Genomic DNA, 21,064 nt, shown 5'->3' with positions numbered 1-21,064 from the left:
GGCACCGGCGCCGCCCGCATCGAGCTGGTGGGCTGGGTGGACTGGTCCCGGTCCCTGCTCTACCTCGACGTGGGCGGGCCGGGAGCGGGGGCCGCTCTTCTGCACACAACTGCAGCAGGTGTGATCGGTCGACGGGGCACGCGGCCGGGACCATTCAGGCGCGGGCGCGGGCCCAGGAGAGGAAGCGGTCGGTCAGCCGGGCCGGGTCGAGGTCGGTGAGGTGTTCGCCGGCCTCTGTTTGCAGCGTCGCCAGGTAGACGGTCAACGCGAGCCGGTCGTGCCGGTATTCGCCGAGCAGCCGCAGCTTCGCCGCCGAGCAGGGCCAGGCGATGCCGCACGCGGCACAGCGCCAGGTCGGTCGGGTCGGTAGGTGGTTCCGGTAGCGGCGGCGGGGCACGGGCTCATCTCCTTCGCGGTGGGCGGGGGCCGCCCCGCCTCCCCGTCGGGGCGACCCCGGACTGACGCCGACCGCCGGGCCCCTCCGCCTCCACCGGCCACGCCGTCTTCTGTGGACCACCATCGGGAGAGTTACGAGACAGATACACCGCGTAGCGATATGGTTCCCGGATATCTAGGACATCCGATGGAGGAGCCGTGAACGACGCGCTTCGGGTGGCGCTCAGCGACACCGGACACACCACCGAATCTCTCGCCGAGACCGTCGGCGTCGACCCGAAGACCGTGGGGCGCTGGTTGACCGAGGACCGGATCCCGCATCCACGCCACCGACTGGCGGCAGCGGAGGCGCTACACAAGGACGTGTCGGACATCTGGCCGGACACTTCAAGACGTCGTGACCCCATTTGGTTTCGTCCGTGGCAGGAGATCGAGCGCGAGGCGGTGTCGCTTCGCTGGTTCGAGTCGACAGTTCTGCCGGGATTGCTCCAGACCGAGGCGTACGCCCGCGCGGTGCTGGGCGACGCGGGCCTGATCCCCCGGGGTGAGATCGAGCGGCATCTCACGGTCCGACTCGGCCGGCAGGGCATCCTCAAGCGGGACGACCCGCCGCAGTTCACGGCGGTCGTGGACGAGGCGGTCATCCGCCGTCCGGTGGGCGGCCGGTCGACGATGCGCGAGCAACTGCTGGCCGTGGCGGCGGCGTGCGTCGAGCCGCACATCCGGGTGCACGTCGTGCCCAGCGCGGTCGGCGCCTATGCCGGCCTCAACGGACCTTTCGTGATCGCGCACAGCCACGACCACCGGGTCGCCGGCTACCTCGACAATCAACTTCAGGGACAAGTCGCTAGCGACCCCGAGGACATCGCGGCCATGATGGCGGCATGGGAGAACGTGCGCGGCGAGGCGTTGTCCCACTGGCAGTCGGTCGAACTCATCCAGGAAGTGGCGGAGTCATGGAGCTGAACGGCGCCCGGTGGCGCAAGAGCAGCCGCAGCAGCGGCAACGGCGGCGCCTGCGTCGAGGTCGCCGACAATCTGCCCGGCGTCATCGGCGTACGGGATTCAAAGGACCCGGCCGGCCCGGCGCTCGCCTTCGCGCCCACGGCCTGGCGCGCGTTCGTCAGCCAGGTCACCCGACGCACCTGACCTGCGCCCGGTCGCACGCCCACCGCGGCAGGTAGGTCACGAGCCGTCGCGGAGATCGCCCAGACGCTCTGCCCGGAACGTGATCTCGTCGAAGGTCACGCCGCACCCCTCACCGGTCGGGGACTGGCCCGCGAAGCCGATCCGGTCGCGAGACGTGTCAGGGTCGAGGAGGAAGACGCGGATCAACCGCCAGGTCACACCGTCGACCGAGGCGTGGTACGCGTAGACCCCGTCGACGCGGGAGACCCGCAGCCACACCGACCGGTCGGGTACGACGAAGGCGTTCGCGTCGTCGGCGACGCCTCGGCAGATGACCGACACGATCATCGGGTCGCCTGCTGGGGAGAACTCGAAGCACAGCTTGGCCCAGCGCCGCTCGTCGAGCCACAGCAGGAGCACCCCGGCATCGAAGGTGGCGGCGAAGTCCACTGTGACCCGGGCGCTGAACTGGAAGTCCCCCGTCGGCAGGTCCCCGAGCAGCGTCGCCGCGTTGAGCGTCGACTCGGCACTGACGGTGGTGGTCTCGGCCGCCCCGGCGGAGCCGGTGCTGGGGTCGATGAAGATGTCAGTGTGCGGCTGCGCCTCGACCGCCACGGTGCCGGCCGCCTCGTCGACCCGCCACAGCTCGGCGGACGAGGGCACGAGCGGGAACGGCACACCGGAGACGCTGAGTTGATTGGCCATGGCCAGGACCGTACAACCGTCGCCCTGCTCGCCGATGCCCTCTCGTCGAGCAGGGGCCCGGCACGTCCACCCTCCGGCCGGTACCGTCCCAGGCACGGAAGGCGGGGAATCCGTCGTACACATGTTCTATCCACAGGCTGTGGACGACCGGAGGTTCGATGGCTTACCAGCTCAGCGCGGTGGTCGCGGACGTTGAACTGCTCCGCGAGCAGACCGCCGAGCTGGATCACGCGGTCCTCGGCGAGCTGCGCCAGGACTTCGCGTTACTGCCGGTCACCCCGCAGTTGGTGATCGAGCTGACCGGGTCGTTGCCGGATTTCGCCACTGACGACCGGAGTGCCGCGCGCCCGTTCGGCCTGGTGTTGTCGACGGCGCTGGTCGAGGTGCTGACCCGCTGGTCACAGTCGGGGCCGGTGGCCTATCTGGAGGCGGAGTTCGGTGGTGGGGTCGGCTACCAGGCGGCGGCGGTGTGGTTGGGCGGGGCGCTGTCCTGGGGCCCGTGCTTCGACGACGAGTTGAGCGCGCCGCGCGAGCAGTGGCCGATCAACTGTGCGCTGAGTCAGCTCGGCGTGGAGCCCGGCACCTGGATCGACAGGTTCGCCGAATTGGGGTTGCACCTGGAGCGGAGCACCGAGGGTTGGCTGGCGCACGGCCGGCGTCGACTCAGCGCCGACTACTGGGACGAGCTGGTCGAGCAGTGGGAAAACCAGTAATCCGGCGATCGGCAGCAACCTGAACGCTTCCGTTCCGTTGGGGACTGGGGGATTCCATGAAATTGCGACAATTTGCGTTTATCGCCACGCTGATGACGGCTGCCTCGATCGCGGGCAGCGGCGTACCGCCAACCGGGTCGATTCCGAACGGCCGGCCCGCCGGCAACGTGGAGATCATCGACCTGAACGGCCTGCGCAACATCGAGTTCGGCGCCACCGAGGACGAGCTGACCCGACGCGGCATCCTGCGTACCAGCCTGGACGCCTGCGGGCCGATGCTCGCCGGCCACGACACGGTCAGCCCGGTCTTCGTTGAGGACAAACTCGTGCTGCTCTGGGTAGGCGACCCGATGCGGACACCGGAGGGCATCACGGCGGGCTCCCCCGTCGGCGAGGTCTGGGACCGCTACACGGAGGTCAGCCGGCTACGGGCTCCACAGGGGACACACAGGCTCGACGGGTTACTTGCCCGCAGCGGCGACCGCGCGTACCTGTTCCTGCACGACGGGCGCACTGTCCAAAAAACCATCGCCGGGTACGCGGACTGGGCCCGCCGCCTCTTCGACGAGGGTGCGGGCCCGTGCTGACCGGCGCGGACTGATCAGGACGACGTGCGGCTGACGCAGTCGAGGTCTCTGGCCGGCAACTGCCCGTCGGCGAGGTACGCGACGACCGCGTCGTCCACGCAGACGTTGCCGTAGTTGCCGAAGACACCGTGAATCCGAGCGTCGTGCAGGGTGATCAGCCGGGAACCGGTGAGCGCCCGATGCATGGCCTGACCGTGCCGGTAGATCGTGCGAGTGTCCCCCGTGGACTGCACGATCAGTGCCGGCACGGAATTCCGCACGACTGTCGGCCGCTCCCGGGGTTGCTGAGGCCAGAACGCACACGGGCTGATCGCCCTGGTCAACTCCCCAAAACGGGGCTCGGCGGTCTGATGCTGTCGAATATCGCGCCAGTAGTGCCCAGCATCACGGCGTACCGGCACGTCGCCGCAGAGGATCGCGGCCTGCACACTGCCCGTTGCCGACTCGGCCCCGGTCAACAGGAACGACAACGTGTCCGCCAGAGACGCGGTCGGCGTCGCAGAACCCGACACCGCGGCCTGCCACAGCACCCGAACCGTCTCCGCGAGGTCGGCCTGGGTTTCGTCCCGATCGTCGCTGAGCCGATTGATCAGCAGGTACGGCACCGACTGCCGGTCCACCTGATAGCCACCCACCCGTAGCGGGCGGCGGGCCGCGGCGGCGAGGATCCCGTCCACCACGGCCAGCACCTGCTGACCGGTGCGGCCCAGGCCGTACCGCTGGTGGTGGCGGGCCGTCCAGTCCGCCCAGTCGCGCAGTGCGACCTCGTTGGCGGGCCCGGCCTCGCGCAGCACCCTCGCGCCGTAGCTGGCGGGGTCGACAGCGCTGTCCAGGACGACCCGATCGGCACGCTCCGGGAACATCTGGGTGTAGACCGCGCCCAGGTAGGTGCCGTAGGAGTAGCCCAGGTAGGAGAGCTTCTGCTCGCCGAGCGCGGCCCGGAGCAGGTCCATGTCGCGGGCCGTGTTCCGGGTGGTGATGTGCGGCAACAGGTCGGCGTGCCGGCGGGCACATCGGGAGGCCAGGTCCCGTTCGAATGCGGTCAGCCGGTCGAACGTGGCGCGGTCTGGTCCGGCGGAGCGAGTCCAGGTGCCCGTTGGCCAGCCGCAGTCCAGCGGGGTGCTGCGACCAACGAACCGAGGGTCCAGCCCGATGAGGTCGAATCTTGCCCCGACCTCACCCAGCCACTGCCGGATCGGCAGAACGTCCGACATTCCCGGCGCACCGGGACCGCCGGTGTTCAGCAGCAGGACGCCGAGCCGGTGCGCGGTGTCGGTCGCCGGCAGCCGGGACAATGCCAGGGTGATGGTGCGGCCGTCCGGGCGGGCGTGATCCAGCGGAACGGCCAGCTCGGTGCAGGAAGCACCGGCCTGGTCCAGCTCCGCACCAGCCGGGTCGGCCGAGCCCCGCTGGCAGGTGTGCCAGTCGAGCCGCTGCCGCTGGGGACCGGCCAGGTCGGCGGCGGCGGCGGCCGGCACCGGCCCGGCGGCGGTGGCGGTGATGGCGAGCACGGTCAGCGCGGCCACCATTCTCAGCGCCGTCGCGGTCCATCTGCTCCAGGTCATGTTCATCTCCTCGGTGGGAAAATCGGCCCCGCGGCGGATCACCGGGACTCACACAGGGCGGTGTGCAGGGTCGTGGACAGCGCCTGCCAGCTCTCGTACGACGCCGGCTCGTCGTTCACCACCAACTGCGCCCGGCGACCGTCGGCGGTGACCCCGCCCAGGGTGCGAAAGCCCGGTGTCGTGCCACCGTGGCCCCAGTACAGGGCCCCGCCGCAGCCGGCCAACGGCGTCGAGATGATCCCGAGCCCGTATCGGGCGTCGGGCCACAGCCGGTCCGGATCGGTCGGCACGGTGTGGGTCATCTCGGCGAGGCGGACCGGGTCCAGCAGTTGACCGCCGAGCAGCGCGGCGAAGAACCGGTTCTGGTCGGCGAGGGTCGAGACCAGCGCCCCACCAGCTCCGCCGTACGACATGTTGAACTCGGTGACGTCGCGCCGCCGCTGGGTTATGTCGCTCCGCCGCTCAGCGCCGATCAACGCGTAGCCGCGCGGATGGGGACCCCGGATCCGCACCGAGTCGCCCGGCCAGTAGGTATCGCGCAGGCCCAACGGCCCGATGATCCGTCGGGTGATCTGCACGCTGATGTCGCGGCCGGTGACCTGCTCGACGATCAGGCCGGCGAGGACGTAGTTGGTGGTCGAGTAGTGCCAACTGGTGGCCAGCCGCGGCTGGCCCAGCGCCATCGCGATCAGCTCCGCTGGCGCGAAGTGCCGATACCGCCAGCGATCCACCCGGTCCCAGTCGAGCGCGTCGACGTGGTCGGGCAGGCCGCTGGTGTGCCGCAGCAGATCACGGACGGTGATCCGTCGGCCGTCGTACCCGTTGCCACGGACCCGGCCTGGCAGGTACCTCTCGATTGGGGCGTCCAGGACGAGCTGGCCCTCCGCGACGAGTTGCAGCACCACTGTCGCGGTGAATGCCTTCGTCGAACTGCCGATCCGGATCCGTTCGTCGACAGGCATCGGCCGGCCCGTCCGCAGGTCGGCCCACCCGCTGGCAGCAGCCCACCTGCCGCACCCCGGTCCGCTCACCTCGATGGCCGCGCCTGCCAACCGATGGGTGCCGGTCAGGTAATGCAGCGCGGCGGTCGTCGCCGGCCGATCGGAGCACGCCGGCCCCGGTTGACGGGCCGCGGCTGGTGCCCCCACGCCGGCGAGGGTGAGCAGGACAGCTCCGGCGAGCACCCCGATTGTGTGCCGTCGTCGTGTCGGTCTTCTCATGTCGTCGACGCTAGGGACGGCCAGGCGGGGCCACGAGGGAGCAGAGGCCCTGATCAATGGTGTAGCTGGCTACACTGCCCCGGCCGCCCCTGTGGACGGAGAATGTGACGATGCGGCGGGCTCGGTTCGCGACGACGTACCTGGTGACCGGCGGGGCTACTGCGGTGGCGTCGGCGGTCGCGATCGGCGCGCTCGCCGGGGCACTTGGCCTGAGCCTCGTCCTGGTCGGCATCGCGCTGCTGCCGCCAGCCGTGCGTGTCCTCCGGTCGATCGTTCGCCTGGAGCGGCGCCGCGCAGACCGGTTGCTGGGCCTAGCAGTTCCGGCCGAGTCCCAGGTGCTGTGCGCGAGTCAGGCCGCGTGGCTGCGCATTGCCGGAGGCGATTTGGTCACCTACCGAAGTGCGCTCTGGCTGACCGTGCACGCCATCGCCGGTGTGCCGCTAGCTGCCGGTGTGCTGCTGCTCTGGCTACTCGCGCTGGGCGGGTTGATCGTGCCGCTGATGTGGTGGACCGTGCCGGTCGAGGCTCCGCTCACCTTTGTCGTGCCGATCCGGAGCTGGTCCCAGGCGCTGCTGGTGCCGCCCCTGCTCGGGCTCGCCGCGCTGGCACTTCTCCGGTGGGCTGTCCCGGCCTGCGCCGTGGCGTACGCACGGGCGGCGCGAGCGTCGTTCGCGCCGTCCTCGCGGAGCCGGTTGGAGCGGCGGGTCACGGAGCTCACCGCCACCCGGGCCGGCGCGCTCGACGCCCACGCGGCGGAGCTGCGGCGGATCGAGCGCGACCTGCACGACGGCACCCAGGCCCGGTTGGTGGCGATCGCCATTCAGCTCGGCGTCGCGCAACGTCAACGGGCAGCCGACCCGGCGCTGGCGGACCAGCTGGTCGAGCGGGCGCGGACGAGCGTCGAGGCAGCGCTGACCGAGCTGCGCGCGGTGGTGCGGGGCATCTACCCACCAATTCTGGCTGACCGAGGTCTGCCGGGCGCGGTGCACGCGCTCGCCGCTGACTGTCCGGTGCCGCTGACGGTCCGGGTCACCCCGCTGCGACGACTACCGGCGGCGTTGGAGAGCGCCGCCTACTTCGTCGTGGCCGAAGCGCTGGCCAACATCACTCGGCACAGCAGGGCGACCGGTGGTGATCTGCGGGTGGAGCACCAGGCGGGTCACCTGGTGGTCAACGTGACCGACGACGGCGTCGGCGGCGCACAACCGTCGACCGGCACCGGCCTGACCGGCATCCGGCGCCGGGTCGCGGCACTGGACGGCACTGTCGAGCTGAGCAGCCCGATCGGCGGGCCGACAGTGCTACGGGTGGAGTTGCCGTGCGCGTCCTGATCGCCGAAGACAACGTCCTGCTCCAGGAAGGGCTCAACCTGCTGCTCAGCACCGCCGGCTTCGAGGTGACGGCAGCGGTCGACACGCCGGACGACATCATCGCGGCGATCGATCGGCAGCGGCCCGACGTCGCCATCATGGACATCCGACTGCCGCCGACGTTCCGCGACGAGGGGTTGCGCACCGCATTGGCCGTGCGTCGGCTGCACCCCGGACTGCCGGTGCTGCTGCTGTCCCAGTACGTCGAGCGCGCCTACGCGACCGAGCTGCTCGTCGACGGGCAGGGCGGCGTCGGCTACCTGCTCAAGGACCGGGTGTCCCGGGTCGAGGAGTTCCTCGACGCCTTACGTCGGGTCGCCGCCGGAGGCACAGTGCTGGACCCGCAGGTCGTGGCGCAACTCGTCACCGCCCGGCGCAACCCGCTCACCGAGCTCACCGCCCGGGAACGCGAGGTGCTCGCGCTGATGGCCGGAGGCAGCACCAACACGGGCATCGCCGCCCAGCTCGTGATCACCGAGCGCGCGGTGAGCAAGCACATCGGGAACATCTTCACCAAGCTCGACCTGCCACCCGACAGCGACGTGCATCGCCGGGTCGCCGCCGTGCTCGCCTTCCTGAAGGATCCGGGTAGGTGAGCGGGCCGGGTCCCCTGAGGGCCGGCCCACTCGTCGCGCCCGTGACGGCATCAGCGGCGCAGCGACCTCCAGAAGTCGTACGAGTGGGCCGCCGCGAAGTCCGTCCTGCCCGGTCCGCCGCCACCGGCGAACACCCGCACGTACGTGGCGTCAGGGCGCAGTCGAGGCCAGCTCGCCCGACCCGTCCGGGCGAAGTCGCTCCAGGTGCGCACCATCTCGTCGGAGAGCCGCCGCTGGGTCGGCGTCAACGCCTCGGCGTAGTCGACAGCGAACAGGTACGGCAGCTCGGCACAGTGGTACGCGCCGATGGCGAACGTCGGTTCGGGTCCTTCGGTGAAGAACGGCGCGTCCTCGTCGGCGAACTCGTACGCGAACGTCGGCACCTGCCGCGCGAATGCCAACGCGGCGGAGTAGACCGGCTCGGCGTAGTCGTGATCGGTCAGCACGGCGCCCAACGTCGCGCTGGCCGATTGGGCGGGGTCGCGCGGATAGCGGGCCAGCACCTCCTCGGCGTGGTCACCGAACATGGCGCGCACCTGGTCGCGGTGCTGGTCGTCGGTGAGCGGGCACGACTCCGGCTCCTGGTCCGGCTTCGGCGGCTCCGGGCAGTTGAGTCCGAACCGTTCCATCCCCCACACCACGAGCCGGGACTCGTCCCGGTTCATCCCGGTCAGCACCGGTACCGGATGCAGCCTCCCGGTGGTCAGCGCGTCCGCCGGGTCCACCGGTAGCGTGCGACCGTCGACGACCGGGCCCAGGTCGACACCCTCGCCGGGGTAGCCGGCCGTCTCGACCAGCCGGGCGGGGGGACGTCCGCGCAGGCAGGCGGCGACCACTGCCGGGTCGGTGCAGCCGATCCTCCGGGCGAACTCCTGAGCCGCCCCGATCGCCTCGGCCCGGGTCTGGACCGGGTTGGCGCACGAGTTGCTCTGCATGATCGCCCGGTGGAACAGTCCAGCGGAGCCCGGCGCGGCGAGCTGCGCGCAGACACTTGTCGCCCCGGCGGACTGGCCGAACACTGTGACGTTGCCCGGGTCGCCGCCGAAGGCCGCGGCGTTGCGCCGCACCCAGCGCAGTGCGGCCTGCTGGTCCTGCAACCCGAAGTTGCCGGTGATTCCGTCCCGACCGGCCAGCGCCGGATGCGCCAGGAAGCCGAGCGCGCCGAGCCGGTAGTTCACAGTGACGATTATGACGTCACCTCCGGCGGCCAGCCGCTGCCCGCCGTATCCGTCACCGCTGCCGAACCGGTAGTCCCCGCCGTGCAACCAGACCATCACCGGTCGAGGCGTTCGTTCGACCGAGCGCGGGGTGGTGACATTCAGGTAGAGGCAGTCCTCGGACTCGGAGGGTGTGTCCATCGGCAGCCCTTGCAGTTGGGCGCAGCCGTCACCGGGTCGGCTCGCGTCGCGCACTCCGGTCCATGTCGGACCGGGCTGCGGCGGTGCCCAGCGCAGCGCGCCCAGCGGTGGTCTCGCGTACGGGATGCCCTGGAACGAGCGGTGGTCTGCCGCGACGGTCCCCCGCACCGCGCCCTGGTCGGTCCGGACGACGGCAGCGCTCCGGCGGTCGTCGTCGGCCGCGGCCGGACCGACGGCCATCGCCGGGCAGACGAGGACGACAGCGCCCACCGTGACGGCCCATCGGGGGTACGGAAGTCTTCTCATGCTCTCCTCATTTCGTCGACGCCGGTACGGCGTACGCACCGGGCTGCGTCGAGCATGTCGAGCTGGTGACCAGCCGGCCAGGGAGCTCTAGTACGCAATGGCCGGAAGGGCGGGGGCGCCTACCGGTGCTCTAGTGCGCTACGGTCACCGCGAGGCTGGCGGGAGGCGATCGTGGCGGAGTTAGACGAATCCACTCCTCCTTATCTGCGCATCGTCGGGGAGTTGCGACGGCGCATCGTGGCAGGCGAGTTGGGCCCCGGCGACCGGGTGCCATCCACCCGGCAGATCGTCCGGGAGTGGGGCGTCGCCATGGCGACCGCCAGCCGGGCGCTCACCGCGCTTCGCCAGGAGAACCTGGTCCGGGCGGTGCCGGGTGTGGGCATGGTGGTGGCCGGCGCAACGCCGACCACGCCGGGTCGGGGTGCCCCGCCCGGCGGTCGGCGGCTGCCCGTCCAGGGGTTGACCCGCGACCAGGTGGTGCGGACCGCCATGACGATTGCCGACGCCGAGGGGCTACCGGCACTGAGCATGCGGCGCATCGCGATGGAGTTGGACGTCCCCACCATGTCGCTGTACCGGCAGGTTCGGGGCAAGGAGCAGCTTCTCGTGCTGATGGCGGACGCGGCCTTCGCCGCGCATCGGCTGCCGCGCACGTTCCCGCCCGGATGGCGAGCCCAACTGGAGTTGCTCAGCCGACTTCAGTGGTCGATCTACCGGCGGCATCCCTGGCTGGCCCAGGTCATCTCGCTGACCCGCCCACTGATGGCACCGCACGCCGTCGCGCACACGGAGTGGGCGCTGCGCGCCCTCGCCCGGCACGGCCTGGACCAGCACACCCAGCTTCACCTGGCGGCCGCACTGGCCAACCATGTCCGAGGTACCGCCGTCAACCTGGAGCGGGAGGCCGAGGCGGAGCAGGACACCGGCCTGACCGACGACGAGTGGATGGCGGCCCAGGCCGACGTGTTCGGTGGGCTGCTCGCGGCGGGCGAGTTTCCGCATCTGGCCCGACTCAGCCGGACAGCGGTCGACCTCAATGTCGAGAGTCTCTTCGAATTCGGTCTGCAACGTCTGCTCGACGGGATGGCGGCGCTGCTCGAACGGTGACCGCTCAGACCCTGTCGCTGGCCTGCTCGGGCAGGCGCGCCCCGGACGCGGCCACGAAACCGGCGAGCGCGATCTCCGCGGCCTGTCGCAGGTCTTCCCTGCTGACCCCGGCGGCTGCATGCACCGCCTGCCCCTCGGTGACGATCATGACGAAGCGGGCGAGCGCGACCGGGTCGGCCTGCGCGGGCAGGTCGCCGTCGGCGACGGCGCGGGCGAGCCGGTCGGCGAGGGCACCTTCACCGCCCAGGCGACTGGTGGCGAGGAAACCGGCGATGGACGCGTTCTCGGTAGAGCAGCTCGTGCCGCCCTGGATCGACAGGCAACCGGCCGGTCGGTCGGTCCGGGTCACGGCGATCGCGTTCTCGCGCAGCAGGGTGGCGACCACCTCGTACGCGGTCGGCTGGGCGAAAGCGTCCCGCGCGTACTCCATGTCCTTTTCGGCATAGCGGGCCACGGCCTTGCGGAACAGCTCCTCCTTACCGCCGAAGGCGGCGTAGAGGCTGGGTTTGTTGATCCCCATGGCCTCGGCGAGGTCGTTCATCGAGGCGCCCTCGTATCCCTGTCGCCAGAACACCTCCACCGCGCGCTCCAACGCCTCGTCGGCGTCGAAGCCACGTGGTCGACCTCGCTGCGGCACAGCCCATCACCCCTTCTCCGCCCATCCTACCGACAGCGGAAACCGATCGGTACAGAAATTTGCGGACCCGGTCGGCGGTTGCTACGTTCGGATACGTACCGCTCGGTACAAAACTTGCTTGAGGCCCGGCCGGCCGCACACCACCACACCCCAACAGAGGAGTTCCATCGTGGGACAGCTCGACGGCAAGACCGCCCTCGTCACCGGGGGCACCACGGGCATCGGCCTGGCCGCCGCCCGCCGCTTCGCCGCAGAAGGCGCGTACGTCTTCGTCACCGGCCGCCGCAAGGGCCCGGTGGACGAGGCCGTCGCCAGCATCGGCGCGAACGTCACAGGCATCGCCAGCGATGTCAGCAAGCTCGACGACCTGGACCGGGTGATGCGGGCGATCGAGGAGCGGGGCGCTGGGCTGGACGTGGTGTTCGCCAACGCCGGCGGTGGCGAGTTCCGTTCGCTCGACTCGATCACGGTCGAGCACGTGGCAACCACCTTCGACACCAACATCTACGGCACCATTTTCACAGTGCAGAAGGCCCTGCCCCTGCTCAACGAGGGCGCGTCGATCGTGCTGACCGGCTCGACCGCCGCCAGCAACGGCACCCCCGCGTTCAGCGTCTACGCCGCGTCCAAGGCGGCCATCCGCTCGTTCGGCCGCACCTGGGCCGCCGAGCTGATCGGCCGGAAGATCAGGGTCAACACCCTGATCCCCGGCTCGACCGAGACCCCCGGGCTCGCCGGCCTCGCGCCCAGCCCCGCCGAGGCACCCGGGTTGCTGAAGGCCATCGCCTCGGGCGTGCCCATGCAGCGCATGGCACACCCGGACGAGATCGCCAACGCCGCGCTCTTCCTCGCCTCCGACCAGAGCAGCTTCATGACCGGCGGCGAATTGTTCGTCGACGGCGGCGAGCAGCAGCTCTGACGCGAAAACGCCCGGTCGATCCTCGCGGATCGACCGGGCGTTTCTGCACTACAGAGCGGTGGCGGAGGGATTTGAACCCTCGGAGGGCGTTAACCCTCACACGCTTTCGAGGCGTGCTCCTTAGGCCGCTCGGACACGCCACCGCCGACGAGGGTACAGGACCGCCGGTTCCGACGCCGAACCGGTATCGCCCGGGCCGGCCTGGCAGGATCTTTGCCATGAGTACGCACATCGGCGCGAAGCCGGGCGAGATCGCCGAGCGGGTCCTGATGCCGGGTGACCCCCTGCGGGCCAAGTGGATCGCGGAGACCTACCTCGAGGGCGCCACCTGCTACTCGACGGTTCGGGGCATGCTGGGCTTCACCGGCCGCTGGAACGGCGTCGAGGTTTCCGTCCAGGGCTCCGGCATGGGCATGCCGTCGGCCTCCATCTACGCCCACGAGTTGATCAACGAGTACGGCGTGAAGACGCTGATTCGGGTCGGCTCGTGTGGCGCCCTCAGCACCGACCTGCAACTGCGGGACGTGGTGGCCGCGATCGGGTCGTCCACCGACTCGAACATGAACCGGATGCGCTTCGACGGGCTGATCGACTACGCCCCGGTGGCCGACTTCGGGCTGCTGCGTGCGTCGGTCGAGGTGGCCGAGCGGCGCGGCATCACCATGCACGTCGGGCCGATCCTGGCGGCGGATGCCTTCTACACCGACCGGCCGGACCTGTACGACACCCTCGCCGACTACGGCGTGCTGGCTGTGGAGATGGAGTCGGCGGCGCTCTACACGATCGCCGCCCGGTTCAAGGCCCGCGCGCTGACCGTGTTGACAGTCAGCGACCACATCAAGACCGGTGAGAAGACCACCTCGGAGGAGCGCGAGCAGACCTTCAGCCAGATGGTCGAGATCGCCCTCGACACGATCATCGCCTGACCCGTTCCGGCGGGCGGCGTCACCGCGACGAGCGTGATGACTGTGAGGCATCAATATGCCGCACAGTCATCACGCTCTTTCGCATCACGCCGACCCGGGACAGCCCGGCCGAGCCCCGCCAACCCAACCGGGCCAGGCCGACCGGCCCGTGCCACGCCGGTCACACGGCGGCCAGCGCCTCCGTCGGCGCGAGGCGGGCGGCACGCACCGCCGGGTAGAGGCCGGCGAAGCCGCCGATGACCAGCGTCGCGCCCACCCCGCCGAGCATCGCCCAGGCCGGCACCACTGTCGGCCAGTCCTGGGACAGCGCGTAGCCCGCTGTGACCAGGATGCCCAGCACCACCCCACCGATCCCGCCGAGCGCCGAGAGCAGCAGCGATTCGGTGAGGAACTGGGCCCGTACCTGACCGCGGGTGGCGCCGAGTGACCGGCGCAGGCCGATCTCGGCTCGGCGTTCCAGCACCGAGATCACCATGGTGTTCGCCACGCCGACACCACCGACCAGCAGGGCGACCGCGCCCAGGCCCAGCAACAGGCCGGTGAACGCGTCGTCGGTCGCCTCGGCGGCAGCCAGCGCGTCCGAGGGCCGGGACACCTCGACCTCGTTCGGCGCCTCCGGATTGGTGGTCGCGCCGAGCACCGACCGGACCGCCTCGACCTGCGACTCCTGTGCCCGGGTGTAGACGGTGGTCGGGTGACCGTCGAAGCCCAGGTATTCGGCCGCCGCCGCCCAGCCGACCAACGCCGACGTGTCCAACTCCGGGGCGAGCGGTGCGGCGGCGAGGGTGCCGACCACTGTGAACGGCCGTCCACCCAGCCACACCTGCATCTGCGGGTCCGCCGAGGTGATCCCGAGCCGCTGCGCGGCGGTGGCACCGAGCACGACCGCCGGGTAGCGAGCGGTCGCCTCGTTGAGCCAGGTGCCGGTGGTCACCTGGGCTCCCACTGTGCCGAGCAGGTCCAGCCGGGCCGCCCGGGTGGCGATGCCACCGGTCTCCGCCGTCGGGATCCGATCCGAGCGGTACACCTTGGCGTCAGGCACCTGCCCGGTCGCGGACACCTCGGTCACCGGGCCGATCCGCCCGATCATCGCGATCGACTCCTCGGGCAGCTGCGCGTCAGCGCCGAACAGGGTGCTGCCCGGCTCGACGGTGAGCAGGTTGGTGCCGAGCGCGTCGAGCGCCCGGTCCAGCTCGGCCCGGGACGACGAGGAGATGCCGACCACAGCGATCATCGCGGCGATGCCGATCGCGATGCCCAACGCGGAGAGGAACGCCCGCAGCGGACGGGTCCGCAGCCCCACCCCACCGACGCGCACGACGTCCGCCGGTCGCAGTCGGGCCGGCGTCAGCGTCGCCATCAGCCGACACCGCCCGACGCGAGGGCCGAGTCGTGCCGCACCGCGCCGTCGCGCATCCGCACCTGCCGGGGCAGGCTTCCCGCGATCTCCCGGTCATGGGTGATCACCACCACTGTGGTGCCGGCCCGGTGCAGGTCGTGCAGCAGCGCCAACACCCCGGCGCCGGAGTGGGAGTCGAGGTTGCCGGTCGGCTCGTCGGCGAGCAGCACCGCCGGCTCACCGACCACCGCGCGGGCCACGGCCACCCGCTGCCGTTCCCCGCCGGACAGCTCGTGCGGCCGGTGCCCCAACCGGTGGCCCAGGCCGACCCGGACCAACGCGGCCTCCGCCCGGTCCCGCCGCCTCCTGAGAGGTACGCCGGAGTAGAGCAACCCGTCGGCCACGTTGTCCACGACCGGGACGCCGGGGGCGAGGTGGAACTGCTGGAAGACGAAACCGATCCGGGTGGCCCGCAGCGCGGACAACTCCCGGTCGGTCAGCTTCGCCGCGTCGTACCCGTCGATGAGCACGCTGCCCGACGACGGCCGGTCCAGGGTGCCGATCAGGTGCAACATTGTCGACTTGCCCGATCCGGACGGGCCGACGATCGCGACCAACTCGCCCTGACCGATCCGCAGCGACACGTCGTCCAACGCGACGACACCGCCGGCGTACCGCTTGCTGACCCGGTCGAGCACTATCACCTCGCCGCTCACGTCGGCACCACCACCGTGGTGCCCTCGGTGAGGCCCGTACCGGTGACCTCCACCCGACCGTCGGCGAACAACCCGGTGGTCACCGCGACGACCCGGCTCGCGTCGCCCTCGGCGACCTGGACGCCGTAGCCGCCCTCGGCCAGCGCCAACAGGGCCGCCACCGGCACTGTGAGCACGTCGCGGCGCTCCGAGACGGTGAACGTGACGTTCGCGCTGGCCTGGTCGAAGCCGGTGAGGGCCTTCGGGTCGGTCACCGCGACTGTCACCTCGATCTTCGTCTCGGCGTCGCCGGCCTGCCCGTTGGCGCCGGTCGCGCCGGCCTGGACGACCGTCTCGACAGTGCTGATCGTGCCCGCCACCGACCGGCCGTCCGGCAACCGCACTGTGACCTTCGCGTCGCGCTTGGCCAACCGCTGGTCGTCCACGTCCAACTCGACGGTGACGACCCGGCTGGTGCCGGTGTACGTCAGCACCGCCTGGCCGGGCTGGGTGAGATCGCCGACGTCGACCTGGTGGCTCTCCACCCGGACCTCCCGGTCGGCGTACACGACCCGCCCCGGCTCGACCCGACCGGTCTCGGTCAGGCCCAGGTCCTCCTGCCAGTCCCGGACCGCGTCCGCTGTGGCGCCGGTGTACTCGTCGTCGACGGTGAAGCCGGTGTAGCCCAGCGCTTCGAGATTCCGCTCGAACTGCGCCACGTCGGGCCCCTCCACCCCGGGGGCGAGGTCCCGGTACGCGGGCAGCCCGCCGTAGAGCAGCACCACCTCCTCGTTGTCGACCAGGTAGAGCGCCTTGCCCCGCCGTACCGTCGATCCGGTGGCCGCCAGCCCGGTGACGGTGCCGCTGAGCTTCACCGTGGCGGTACGCGTCGCGCCGTACCCCAGCTCACCGTCCGCCGTCTCCGAGTCGGCGAGGGTCTGCCGGGTGACAGCGGCGGTGGCGGGTGGTGCGGAGCCGGCCTGGGCACGGCCCTCGTCGGCACCGCCGCCGAAGCCCACAGCGGCGACCACTCCCACGGCGGCGACCAGCAGGACGACGCCGCCGGTGACGGCGGCGCGCAGCCGCGTGCGTCGGATGGCGCCCGTCACCGGCCGGCCCCGAACTGCGGCGCGTGCTGCCGGCACTTCTCCAGCGCGGCCTTCATGGCCGGATCGCCGATGTTGATCGCGTTGCCCCCCGCCCCGATGCGGACCCGCCCGTCGGCGTCCGGGTCCGGGAAGTCCGGCACCCCGTTCTCCCGCATGCATTTGGCCAGCGTGCGCATCTGCTCGGCCTGCTCGGGGTTGAGCTGCGGTCCCTGCCCGCCGTTTGGCAGCTTGTCCTGGCACTTCTCCATGGCCGCCTGGACCTTCTGCTGATCCACGTCCACACCGAACCGGAAGCCGGGACGCCCGCCCGCCTCCGGGTCGGGCATGTCCACCCCGTTCTCCCGCATGCACCTGGCGAAGGCGAGTTGCCGCTCGGAGTCACTGGCCGGCGGGCCGCTCGCCGTGGCCTCTGCCTTCGCCCCACCGGCGGTCGCGACCCCGCCGCCGCCGTCGCCTCCCGCGCCGCACCCGGACAGCACCAGGGCGAGCAGGACGGGGATCGCAAGCATCTGTCGTCGCATCGTGTCCGCTTCCGCTCAGGTCCGACGCGGTTCGCCGAACGTGACACCCAGTGCAGGGCAGTGGGCGTATCCCCGGCGTTACCGTCGGCGGTTATGCCGCCGTTACCGCACCCCGAGCACCATGGAGGGGTGAGAGTGCTGGTGGTCGAGGACGAGAACGTGCTGGCGGACGCCATCGCCGAGTGGCTGCGTCGGGAGTCGTTCGCTGTCGACGTGGCGTACGACGGGGACGCCGCGTTGGAACGGCTCGGCGTCAACGAGTACGCGGTGGTGGTCCTGGACCGGGATCTGCCGGTGGTGCACGGCGACGACGTGTGCCGGGCGATCGTGGACGCGGGCGGGGAGACCCGGGTGCTGATGTTGACAGCGTCGGCGGCGGTCCGGGAACGGGTGGCGGGGCTGGCGCTCGGTGCCGACGACTACCTGACCAAGCCGTTCGCCCTGGTCGAGCTGTCGGCCCGGGTGCACGCACTGACCCGCCGGTCCCGCCCGGCGGCGCCGCCGACGCTGCGTCGCGCCGGCATTCAGCTCGACCCGGCCCGACACGAGGTACGCCGGGACGACCGGCACGTGGCGCTGTCCCGCAAGGAGTTCGCGGTGCTTGCCGAACTGCTGCGCGCCGACGGCGCGGTGGTCTCCGCCGAGGACCTGTTGGAACGCGCCTGGGACGAGCACATCGACCCGTTCACCAACGTGGTCCGGGTGACAGTCATGAAGCTGCGCCGCAAACTCGGCGACCCGCCGGTGATCGAGACGGTTCCCGGGGCGGGGTACCAGATCCGATGAAACGCCTCACGATCCGCGCCCGGCTCACCCTCATCTACGGCGGGCTCTTCCTGTTGGCCGGCGTGGTCCTGCTCGCCGTCACGTACGTGCTGGTGGATCAACGGATGGCGCAGCCGTTCGGGGTGAAACTGCGGGACCTGCCGAAGACCTCCCCCACGACGCCCAGCGGGCAGAACGTCGACGACCTGCGCGCCCTGTTGCAGGAGGTGCAGGACGAGGCGAAGCGCAACGCTTTGGAGTCGCTTCTCACCCAGGGCGGTATCGCGTTGATCGTGGTGTCGACGGTGGCGATCGCGTTCGGCTGGTTGCTCGCCGGTCGGGCGTTGCAGCCCCTGCTCCAGATCACCGGCACGGCCCGCCGGATCGCCGGCGCGGACACCGCCGGTCGTGGTCTGCACGAGCGGATCGCGCTCACCGGCCCTCCCGACGAGGTACGCGAACTCGCCGACACCTTCGACGAGATGCTGGAACGGCTGGATCGCTCCTTCGACGGGCAGCGCCGGTTCGTGGCGAACGCCTCGCACGAGCTGCGTACGCCGCTGGCGCTCAACCGCGCCCTGGTGGAGCTGGCGATCACCCGCCCGGACGCCTCGGCGGAGACCCGGCGACTGGGTGAGTCGCTACTGGCTGTCAACGAGCGCCACGAGCGGCTGATCGACGGTCTGCTGACCCTGGCCGACTCGGAGAACGAGCTGACCGAGCGTACGCCGGTCGACCTGGCCGAGGTCTGCGCGCACACGACCGATCAGGCCGGGAAGCAGGCACCCGGCGTGCCGGTTCGGCGGGCCCTGGCCCCGGCGCCCACCAGTGGCGACCCGGTGCTGTTGGAGCGGCTCACGTTCAACCTGGTGGAAAACGCGCTGCGCCACAATCTGCCCGACGACGGTTGGGTGGAGGTCCGCACCGGGCTGGTCGACGGCCGGCCCACCCTCACTGTGACGAACACCGGCCCGGTCATCCCGGGCTACGACGTCGAGACGATGTTCCAGCCCTTCCGGCGGCTGTCGCGGGAGCGGGTCGTCGGCGCGCGGGGCTTCGGGCTGGGGCTGTCCATCGTCCGCGCGGTGGCCCGGGCCCACTGCGGCACCGCCGAGGCGCAGCCCCGCCCGGACGGCGGTCTGATCGTCACCGTCACCCTGCCGCCGGCCTGACCGGCGGCGCGGCCTCAGCGGAAGAACGCGCGGAGGACGGTGGCGGTCTCGGCCTCCAGCACCCCGCCGTAGACCTCGGGGCGGTGGTTGAGCCGACGGTCCCGCAGCACGTCCCAGAGCGATCCGGCAGCGCCGGTCTTGGGTTCCCACGCGCCGAACACGACTGTGGAGACCCGGGACAGCACCAGCGCCCCGGCGCACATGGTGCACGGTTCGAGGGTGACCACCAGGGTGCAGCCGTCCAGCCGCCACCGGCCGGTGCGCTCGGCGCCCCGGCGTAGGGCCAGCACCTCGGCGTGGGCGGTGGGGTCGCCGGTCAGCTCGCGTTCGTTGCGTCCGGTGGCCAACTCGGTGCCGTCTGGCCCGTAGAGCACCGCCCCCACCGGCACGTCGTCGACGTCGGTGCTGACCGTGTCGTCGACCTGTGGACCGGCGACGGCGATCTCCAGGGCGCGGCGCATCCACAGCTCGTGCCGCTGTCGTCGGCCGACCTCGCCCAGGTCGGCCAGGCCCTCGTGGGCGCCCGGCCCGGCGCGGCCCACAGCGCCGGGGGTCGGCTGGCCCGGTCGGATCGACTCCAGCGAAGGATCGGTGGCGTCGGTCGGCTCAGACCTCACGCAGCTCCTCGACCTCGTCGGCGCAGCCGAGCACCTGGCAGATCTCGGCGGTGACGTCCGCCGGCATCATCCCCTCGTGGGTGCAGAGGGTCAGCAGCTTCTGCGCGGAGATGCCCAGGTTGGCCAGCAGGTCGGCGTCACCGACCGGGTCGGCCTCCGGGTCGACGACGGGCTGCTCGCTCTCCTCGTCACCGGTGCTCACCGGGCGTGGCTCGTCGTCACCGTCGAGCCCGGTGACCGAGGTCTTCAGGTCACCGACCAGCAGCGACCCGAGCTGCGACTCCTCGGCGTACGCGGAGTCCGAACCGAACACCCGCAGGTCCTCGCCCTCGTCGAGGCGCAGGATCACCAGGTACGCGTCGTCGGCCTCGACGAAGAGCAGCGACACGTCGGCCTCCTGGTCGACGTCACGCAGCCGGTCGGCAACCTCGTCGATGTCGGTGGCGCCACGCAGGCTGACCTCGGCGGCGGTCCAGCCACTGTCGTCGCGCACCACGGCCGCAGCGAAGTACGACACGGTCCCCCCAATAGCCCTCGACACAGCGTCGACTCGTTACGCGTGCACGTTAGCCGGTCGGGTCGGCAGGCGACCCGTCAACGCCCCGAAGGGCGGGTCATTCCTGACAAAGTCGGATCAGCCGACGACTCGACGGCGGGTCGCGATGAGCTGACGCAGACGCTCGGTGCGCTGCCGCTGCGGTCGGCTGCGCTGGCGGACCGCCCGGGCGCCCGCCAACTCGGCCAGCAACTGCAGTCGACGGCGATTGCGATCGGGATCCTGCCGGGGAGTGGTCCAGGCCATAGTCCCGAGCGTGCCGAGTCTCGGCGGCCACGTCAAGACGGCGTTCGCTACGCAGCCAACCGGGCACACGGTGCAGTCACCGAGCGCCGTTCAGAGCCCGTCCGTGCCGGTCACCACAGCGGCCAGTCACCACTGGTGGCCCAGCGGACCGCCACCACGGCGGCGGCGATGCTCCAGCCACCCGCCGTGACGATGGCGACCCCGGTGGCCACCCCTCGGTCGCCGAAGCGGACCAGCACCAGGGCGGTGGCCCAGGCCAGCAGGCCGGCGAACACAGTCCACCACGCGTAGCTGGCCACGTCGGTGCCGAGCAGGCCGAACAGCAGCAGCCAGCCGGCCGCCGCGCCGCCACCGGAGGCGACACCACCGCCGGTGACCGGGTGCGGCTCGCGGTAGGTGGGCCGCGTCGGTGGCCCGGAGGGGAAGAGACCCGACGGGGTACGCGGCACCGGGCGGACGGCGCCGAAATCCGGGCCACCGTCGGGTCGGGCAATGGTCACCGTCGCTGCCCT

Annotated in this window: 25 protein-coding genes and 1 tRNA gene; 11 read left to right on the top strand and 15 right to left on the bottom strand. The window is 71.2% G+C overall.

The window, feature by feature from the left end; translation table 11 throughout:
• Positions 1–154: 154 nt before the first annotated feature.
• Positions 155–397: a flavin reductase gene (locus AB0C20_RS12575; protein WP_327033599.1), complete on the bottom strand. Its 243-nt coding sequence runs from the start codon at positions 395–397 to the stop codon at positions 155–157.
• Positions 398–594: 197 nt separating this feature from the next.
• Here AB0C20_RS12575 and AB0C20_RS12570 point away from each other — a divergent pair, with 197 nt between their 5' ends.
• The gene (locus AB0C20_RS12570) at positions 595–1,362 is read left to right on the top strand and encodes a helix-turn-helix transcriptional regulator (protein ID WP_210780741.1); all 768 of its coding nucleotides are present in this window, start codon (positions 595–597) and stop codon (positions 1,360–1,362) included.
• Positions 1,353–1,544 (top strand): DUF397 domain-containing protein, encoded by a 192-nt coding sequence (locus AB0C20_RS12565; protein WP_357190862.1) that lies wholly within the window; start codon positions 1,353–1,355, stop codon positions 1,542–1,544. Before AB0C20_RS12570 ends, AB0C20_RS12565 begins: the two co-directional genes overlap by 10 nt.
• A 36-nt stretch (positions 1,545–1,580) precedes the next feature.
• Here AB0C20_RS12565 and AB0C20_RS12560 read toward each other — a convergent pair whose 3' ends face one another.
• Positions 1,581–2,228, bottom strand: a complete 648-nt coding sequence (locus AB0C20_RS12560; RefSeq protein ID WP_357567984.1) for a DUF1349 domain-containing protein — start codon at positions 2,226–2,228, stop codon at positions 1,581–1,583.
• A 158-nt stretch (positions 2,229–2,386) separates the two neighbouring features.
• Here AB0C20_RS12560 and AB0C20_RS12555 point away from each other — a divergent pair, with 158 nt between their 5' ends.
• Both AB0C20_RS12555 and AB0C20_RS12550 read left to right on the top strand, forming a co-directional pair.
• On the top strand, positions 2,387–2,941 hold the full coding sequence (locus tag AB0C20_RS12555; RefSeq protein WP_357190858.1) for a hypothetical protein: 555 nt from the start codon (positions 2,387–2,389) through the stop codon (positions 2,939–2,941).
• A 92-nt stretch (positions 2,942–3,033) separates the two neighbouring features.
• On the top strand, positions 3,034–3,528 hold the full coding sequence (locus tag AB0C20_RS12550) for a hypothetical protein (RefSeq protein WP_357190856.1): 495 nt from the start codon (positions 3,034–3,036) through the stop codon (positions 3,526–3,528).
• A 14-nt stretch (positions 3,529–3,542) separates the two neighbouring features.
• Here AB0C20_RS12550 and AB0C20_RS12545 read toward each other — a convergent pair whose 3' ends face one another.
• Both AB0C20_RS12545 and AB0C20_RS12540 read right to left on the bottom strand, forming a co-directional pair.
• The gene (locus AB0C20_RS12545) at positions 3,543–5,093 is read right to left on the bottom strand and encodes an alpha/beta hydrolase (protein WP_357567982.1); all 1,551 of its coding nucleotides are present in this window, start codon (positions 5,091–5,093) and stop codon (positions 3,543–3,545) included.
• Positions 5,094–5,131: 38 nt separating this feature from the next.
• A complete protein-coding gene (locus tag AB0C20_RS12540) occupies positions 5,132–6,313 on the bottom strand; it encodes a serine hydrolase domain-containing protein (protein ID WP_357567981.1) in 1,182 nt (393 codons plus the stop codon).
• A gap of 110 nt (positions 6,314–6,423) precedes the next feature.
• Here AB0C20_RS12540 and AB0C20_RS12535 point away from each other — a divergent pair, with 110 nt between their 5' ends.
• Positions 6,424–7,644, top strand: coding sequence for a sensor domain-containing protein (locus AB0C20_RS12535; RefSeq protein ID WP_357567980.1), 1,221 nt, complete (start codon positions 6,424–6,426; stop codon positions 7,642–7,644).
• Complete coding sequence (locus tag AB0C20_RS12530; protein ID WP_357190848.1) at positions 7,632–8,279, top strand: response regulator transcription factor; 648 nt, start codon at positions 7,632–7,634, stop codon at positions 8,277–8,279. The genes AB0C20_RS12535 and AB0C20_RS12530 overlap by 13 nt, the downstream gene beginning before the upstream one ends.
• Before the next feature lie 50 nt (positions 8,280–8,329).
• Here the strand turns inward: AB0C20_RS12530 and AB0C20_RS12525 are convergent, their stop codons facing one another.
• Positions 8,330–9,943 carry a carboxylesterase/lipase family protein gene (locus AB0C20_RS12525; RefSeq protein WP_357567979.1) on the bottom strand — a complete coding sequence of 538 codons (1,614 nt, stop codon included), beginning with the start codon at positions 9,941–9,943 and terminating at the stop codon, positions 8,330–8,332.
• A gap of 171 nt (positions 9,944–10,114) precedes the next feature.
• On the opposite strand from AB0C20_RS12525, the gene AB0C20_RS12520 reads away from it, so the two are divergent.
• On the top strand, positions 10,115–11,050 hold the full coding sequence (locus AB0C20_RS12520; protein ID WP_357567978.1) for a TetR/AcrR family transcriptional regulator C-terminal domain-containing protein: 936 nt from the start codon (positions 10,115–10,117) through the stop codon (positions 11,048–11,050).
• Between the two features lie 4 nt (positions 11,051–11,054).
• On the opposite strand, the gene AB0C20_RS12515 is transcribed toward AB0C20_RS12520, so the two are convergent.
• A complete protein-coding gene (locus tag AB0C20_RS12515; RefSeq protein ID WP_357190842.1) occupies positions 11,055–11,687 on the bottom strand; it encodes a TetR/AcrR family transcriptional regulator in 633 nt (210 codons plus the stop codon).
• Between the two features lie 169 nt (positions 11,688–11,856).
• Between AB0C20_RS12515 and AB0C20_RS12510 the strand changes: the two genes are divergently transcribed.
• Positions 11,857–12,606, top strand: coding sequence for an SDR family oxidoreductase (locus tag AB0C20_RS12510; RefSeq protein ID WP_112586831.1), 750 nt, complete (start codon positions 11,857–11,859; stop codon positions 12,604–12,606).
• 56 nt (positions 12,607–12,662) lie between these two features.
• Here AB0C20_RS12510 and AB0C20_RS12505 read toward each other — a convergent pair.
• Positions 12,663–12,749, bottom strand: a tRNA-Ser gene (locus AB0C20_RS12505).
• 75 nt (positions 12,750–12,824) lie between these two features.
• On the opposite strand from AB0C20_RS12505, the gene deoD reads away from it, so the two are divergent.
• Positions 12,825–13,532 (top strand): purine-nucleoside phosphorylase, encoded by a 708-nt coding sequence (deoD, locus tag AB0C20_RS12500; protein ID WP_357567977.1) that lies wholly within the window; start codon positions 12,825–12,827, stop codon positions 13,530–13,532.
• A gap of 160 nt (positions 13,533–13,692) precedes the next feature.
• Here deoD and AB0C20_RS12495 read toward each other — a convergent pair whose 3' ends face one another.
• Genes AB0C20_RS12495 through AB0C20_RS12480 form a run of 4 tightly spaced genes read right to left on the bottom strand, consistent with a single transcriptional unit; the run spans position 13,693 to position 17,184 of the window.
• Positions 13,693–14,892: an ABC transporter permease gene (locus AB0C20_RS12495; protein ID WP_357190839.1), complete on the bottom strand. Its 1,200-nt coding sequence runs from the start codon at positions 14,890–14,892 to the stop codon at positions 13,693–13,695.
• Positions 14,892–15,575 (bottom strand): ABC transporter ATP-binding protein, encoded by a 684-nt coding sequence (locus AB0C20_RS12490; RefSeq protein ID WP_357190902.1) that lies wholly within the window; start codon positions 15,573–15,575, stop codon positions 14,892–14,894. The genes AB0C20_RS12495 and AB0C20_RS12490 overlap by 1 nt, the downstream gene beginning before the upstream one ends.
• A gap of 8 nt (positions 15,576–15,583) precedes the next feature.
• Complete coding sequence (locus AB0C20_RS12485; protein WP_357190837.1) at positions 15,584–16,675, bottom strand: peptidoglycan-binding domain-containing protein; 1,092 nt, start codon at positions 16,673–16,675, stop codon at positions 15,584–15,586.
• Positions 16,672–17,184, bottom strand: a complete 513-nt coding sequence (locus tag AB0C20_RS12480) for a hypothetical protein (RefSeq protein ID WP_357567976.1) — start codon at positions 17,182–17,184, stop codon at positions 16,672–16,674. The genes AB0C20_RS12485 and AB0C20_RS12480 overlap by 4 nt, the downstream gene beginning before the upstream one ends.
• 141 nt (positions 17,185–17,325) lie before the next feature.
• Between AB0C20_RS12480 and AB0C20_RS12475 the strand changes: the two genes are divergently transcribed.
• Positions 17,326–17,982, top strand: coding sequence for a response regulator transcription factor (locus AB0C20_RS12475; RefSeq protein WP_181518658.1), 657 nt, complete (start codon positions 17,326–17,328; stop codon positions 17,980–17,982).
• Positions 17,979–19,133 carry a HAMP domain-containing sensor histidine kinase gene (locus AB0C20_RS12470; protein WP_357190833.1) on the top strand — a complete coding sequence of 385 codons (1,155 nt, stop codon included), beginning with the start codon at positions 17,979–17,981 and terminating at the stop codon, positions 19,131–19,133. Before AB0C20_RS12475 ends, AB0C20_RS12470 begins: the two co-directional genes overlap by 4 nt.
• Before the next feature lie 14 nt (positions 19,134–19,147).
• On the opposite strand, the gene AB0C20_RS12465 is transcribed toward AB0C20_RS12470, so the two are convergent.
• From AB0C20_RS12465 to AB0C20_RS12450, 4 genes are all read right to left on the bottom strand, one after another.
• Positions 19,148–19,594, bottom strand: a complete 447-nt coding sequence (locus tag AB0C20_RS12465) for a nucleoside deaminase (RefSeq protein WP_357190900.1) — start codon at positions 19,592–19,594, stop codon at positions 19,148–19,150.
• 145 nt (positions 19,595–19,739) lie between these two features.
• Positions 19,740–20,267, bottom strand: coding sequence for a tRNA adenosine deaminase-associated protein (locus AB0C20_RS12460; protein ID WP_210780732.1), 528 nt, complete (start codon positions 20,265–20,267; stop codon positions 19,740–19,742).
• A 117-nt stretch (positions 20,268–20,384) separates the two neighbouring features.
• Complete coding sequence (locus AB0C20_RS12455; protein ID WP_167362451.1) at positions 20,385–20,552, bottom strand: hypothetical protein; 168 nt, start codon at positions 20,550–20,552, stop codon at positions 20,385–20,387.
• A gap of 110 nt (positions 20,553–20,662) precedes the next feature.
• Complete coding sequence (locus AB0C20_RS12450) at positions 20,663–21,052, bottom strand: hypothetical protein (RefSeq protein WP_357190830.1); 390 nt, start codon at positions 21,050–21,052, stop codon at positions 20,663–20,665.
• Positions 21,053–21,064: the final 12 nt, after the last annotated feature.

Origin of the sequence: Micromonospora sp. NPDC048843 (assembly GCF_040649965.1) — a bacterium.
In the GTDB taxonomy this organism is placed as follows: Bacteria; Actinomycetota; Actinomycetes; order Mycobacteriales; family Micromonosporaceae; genus Micromonospora; species Micromonospora hortensis.
The sequence above is the reverse complement of the archived record's forward strand: the minus strand, read 5'-3'. Positions and strand labels throughout refer to the sequence as shown.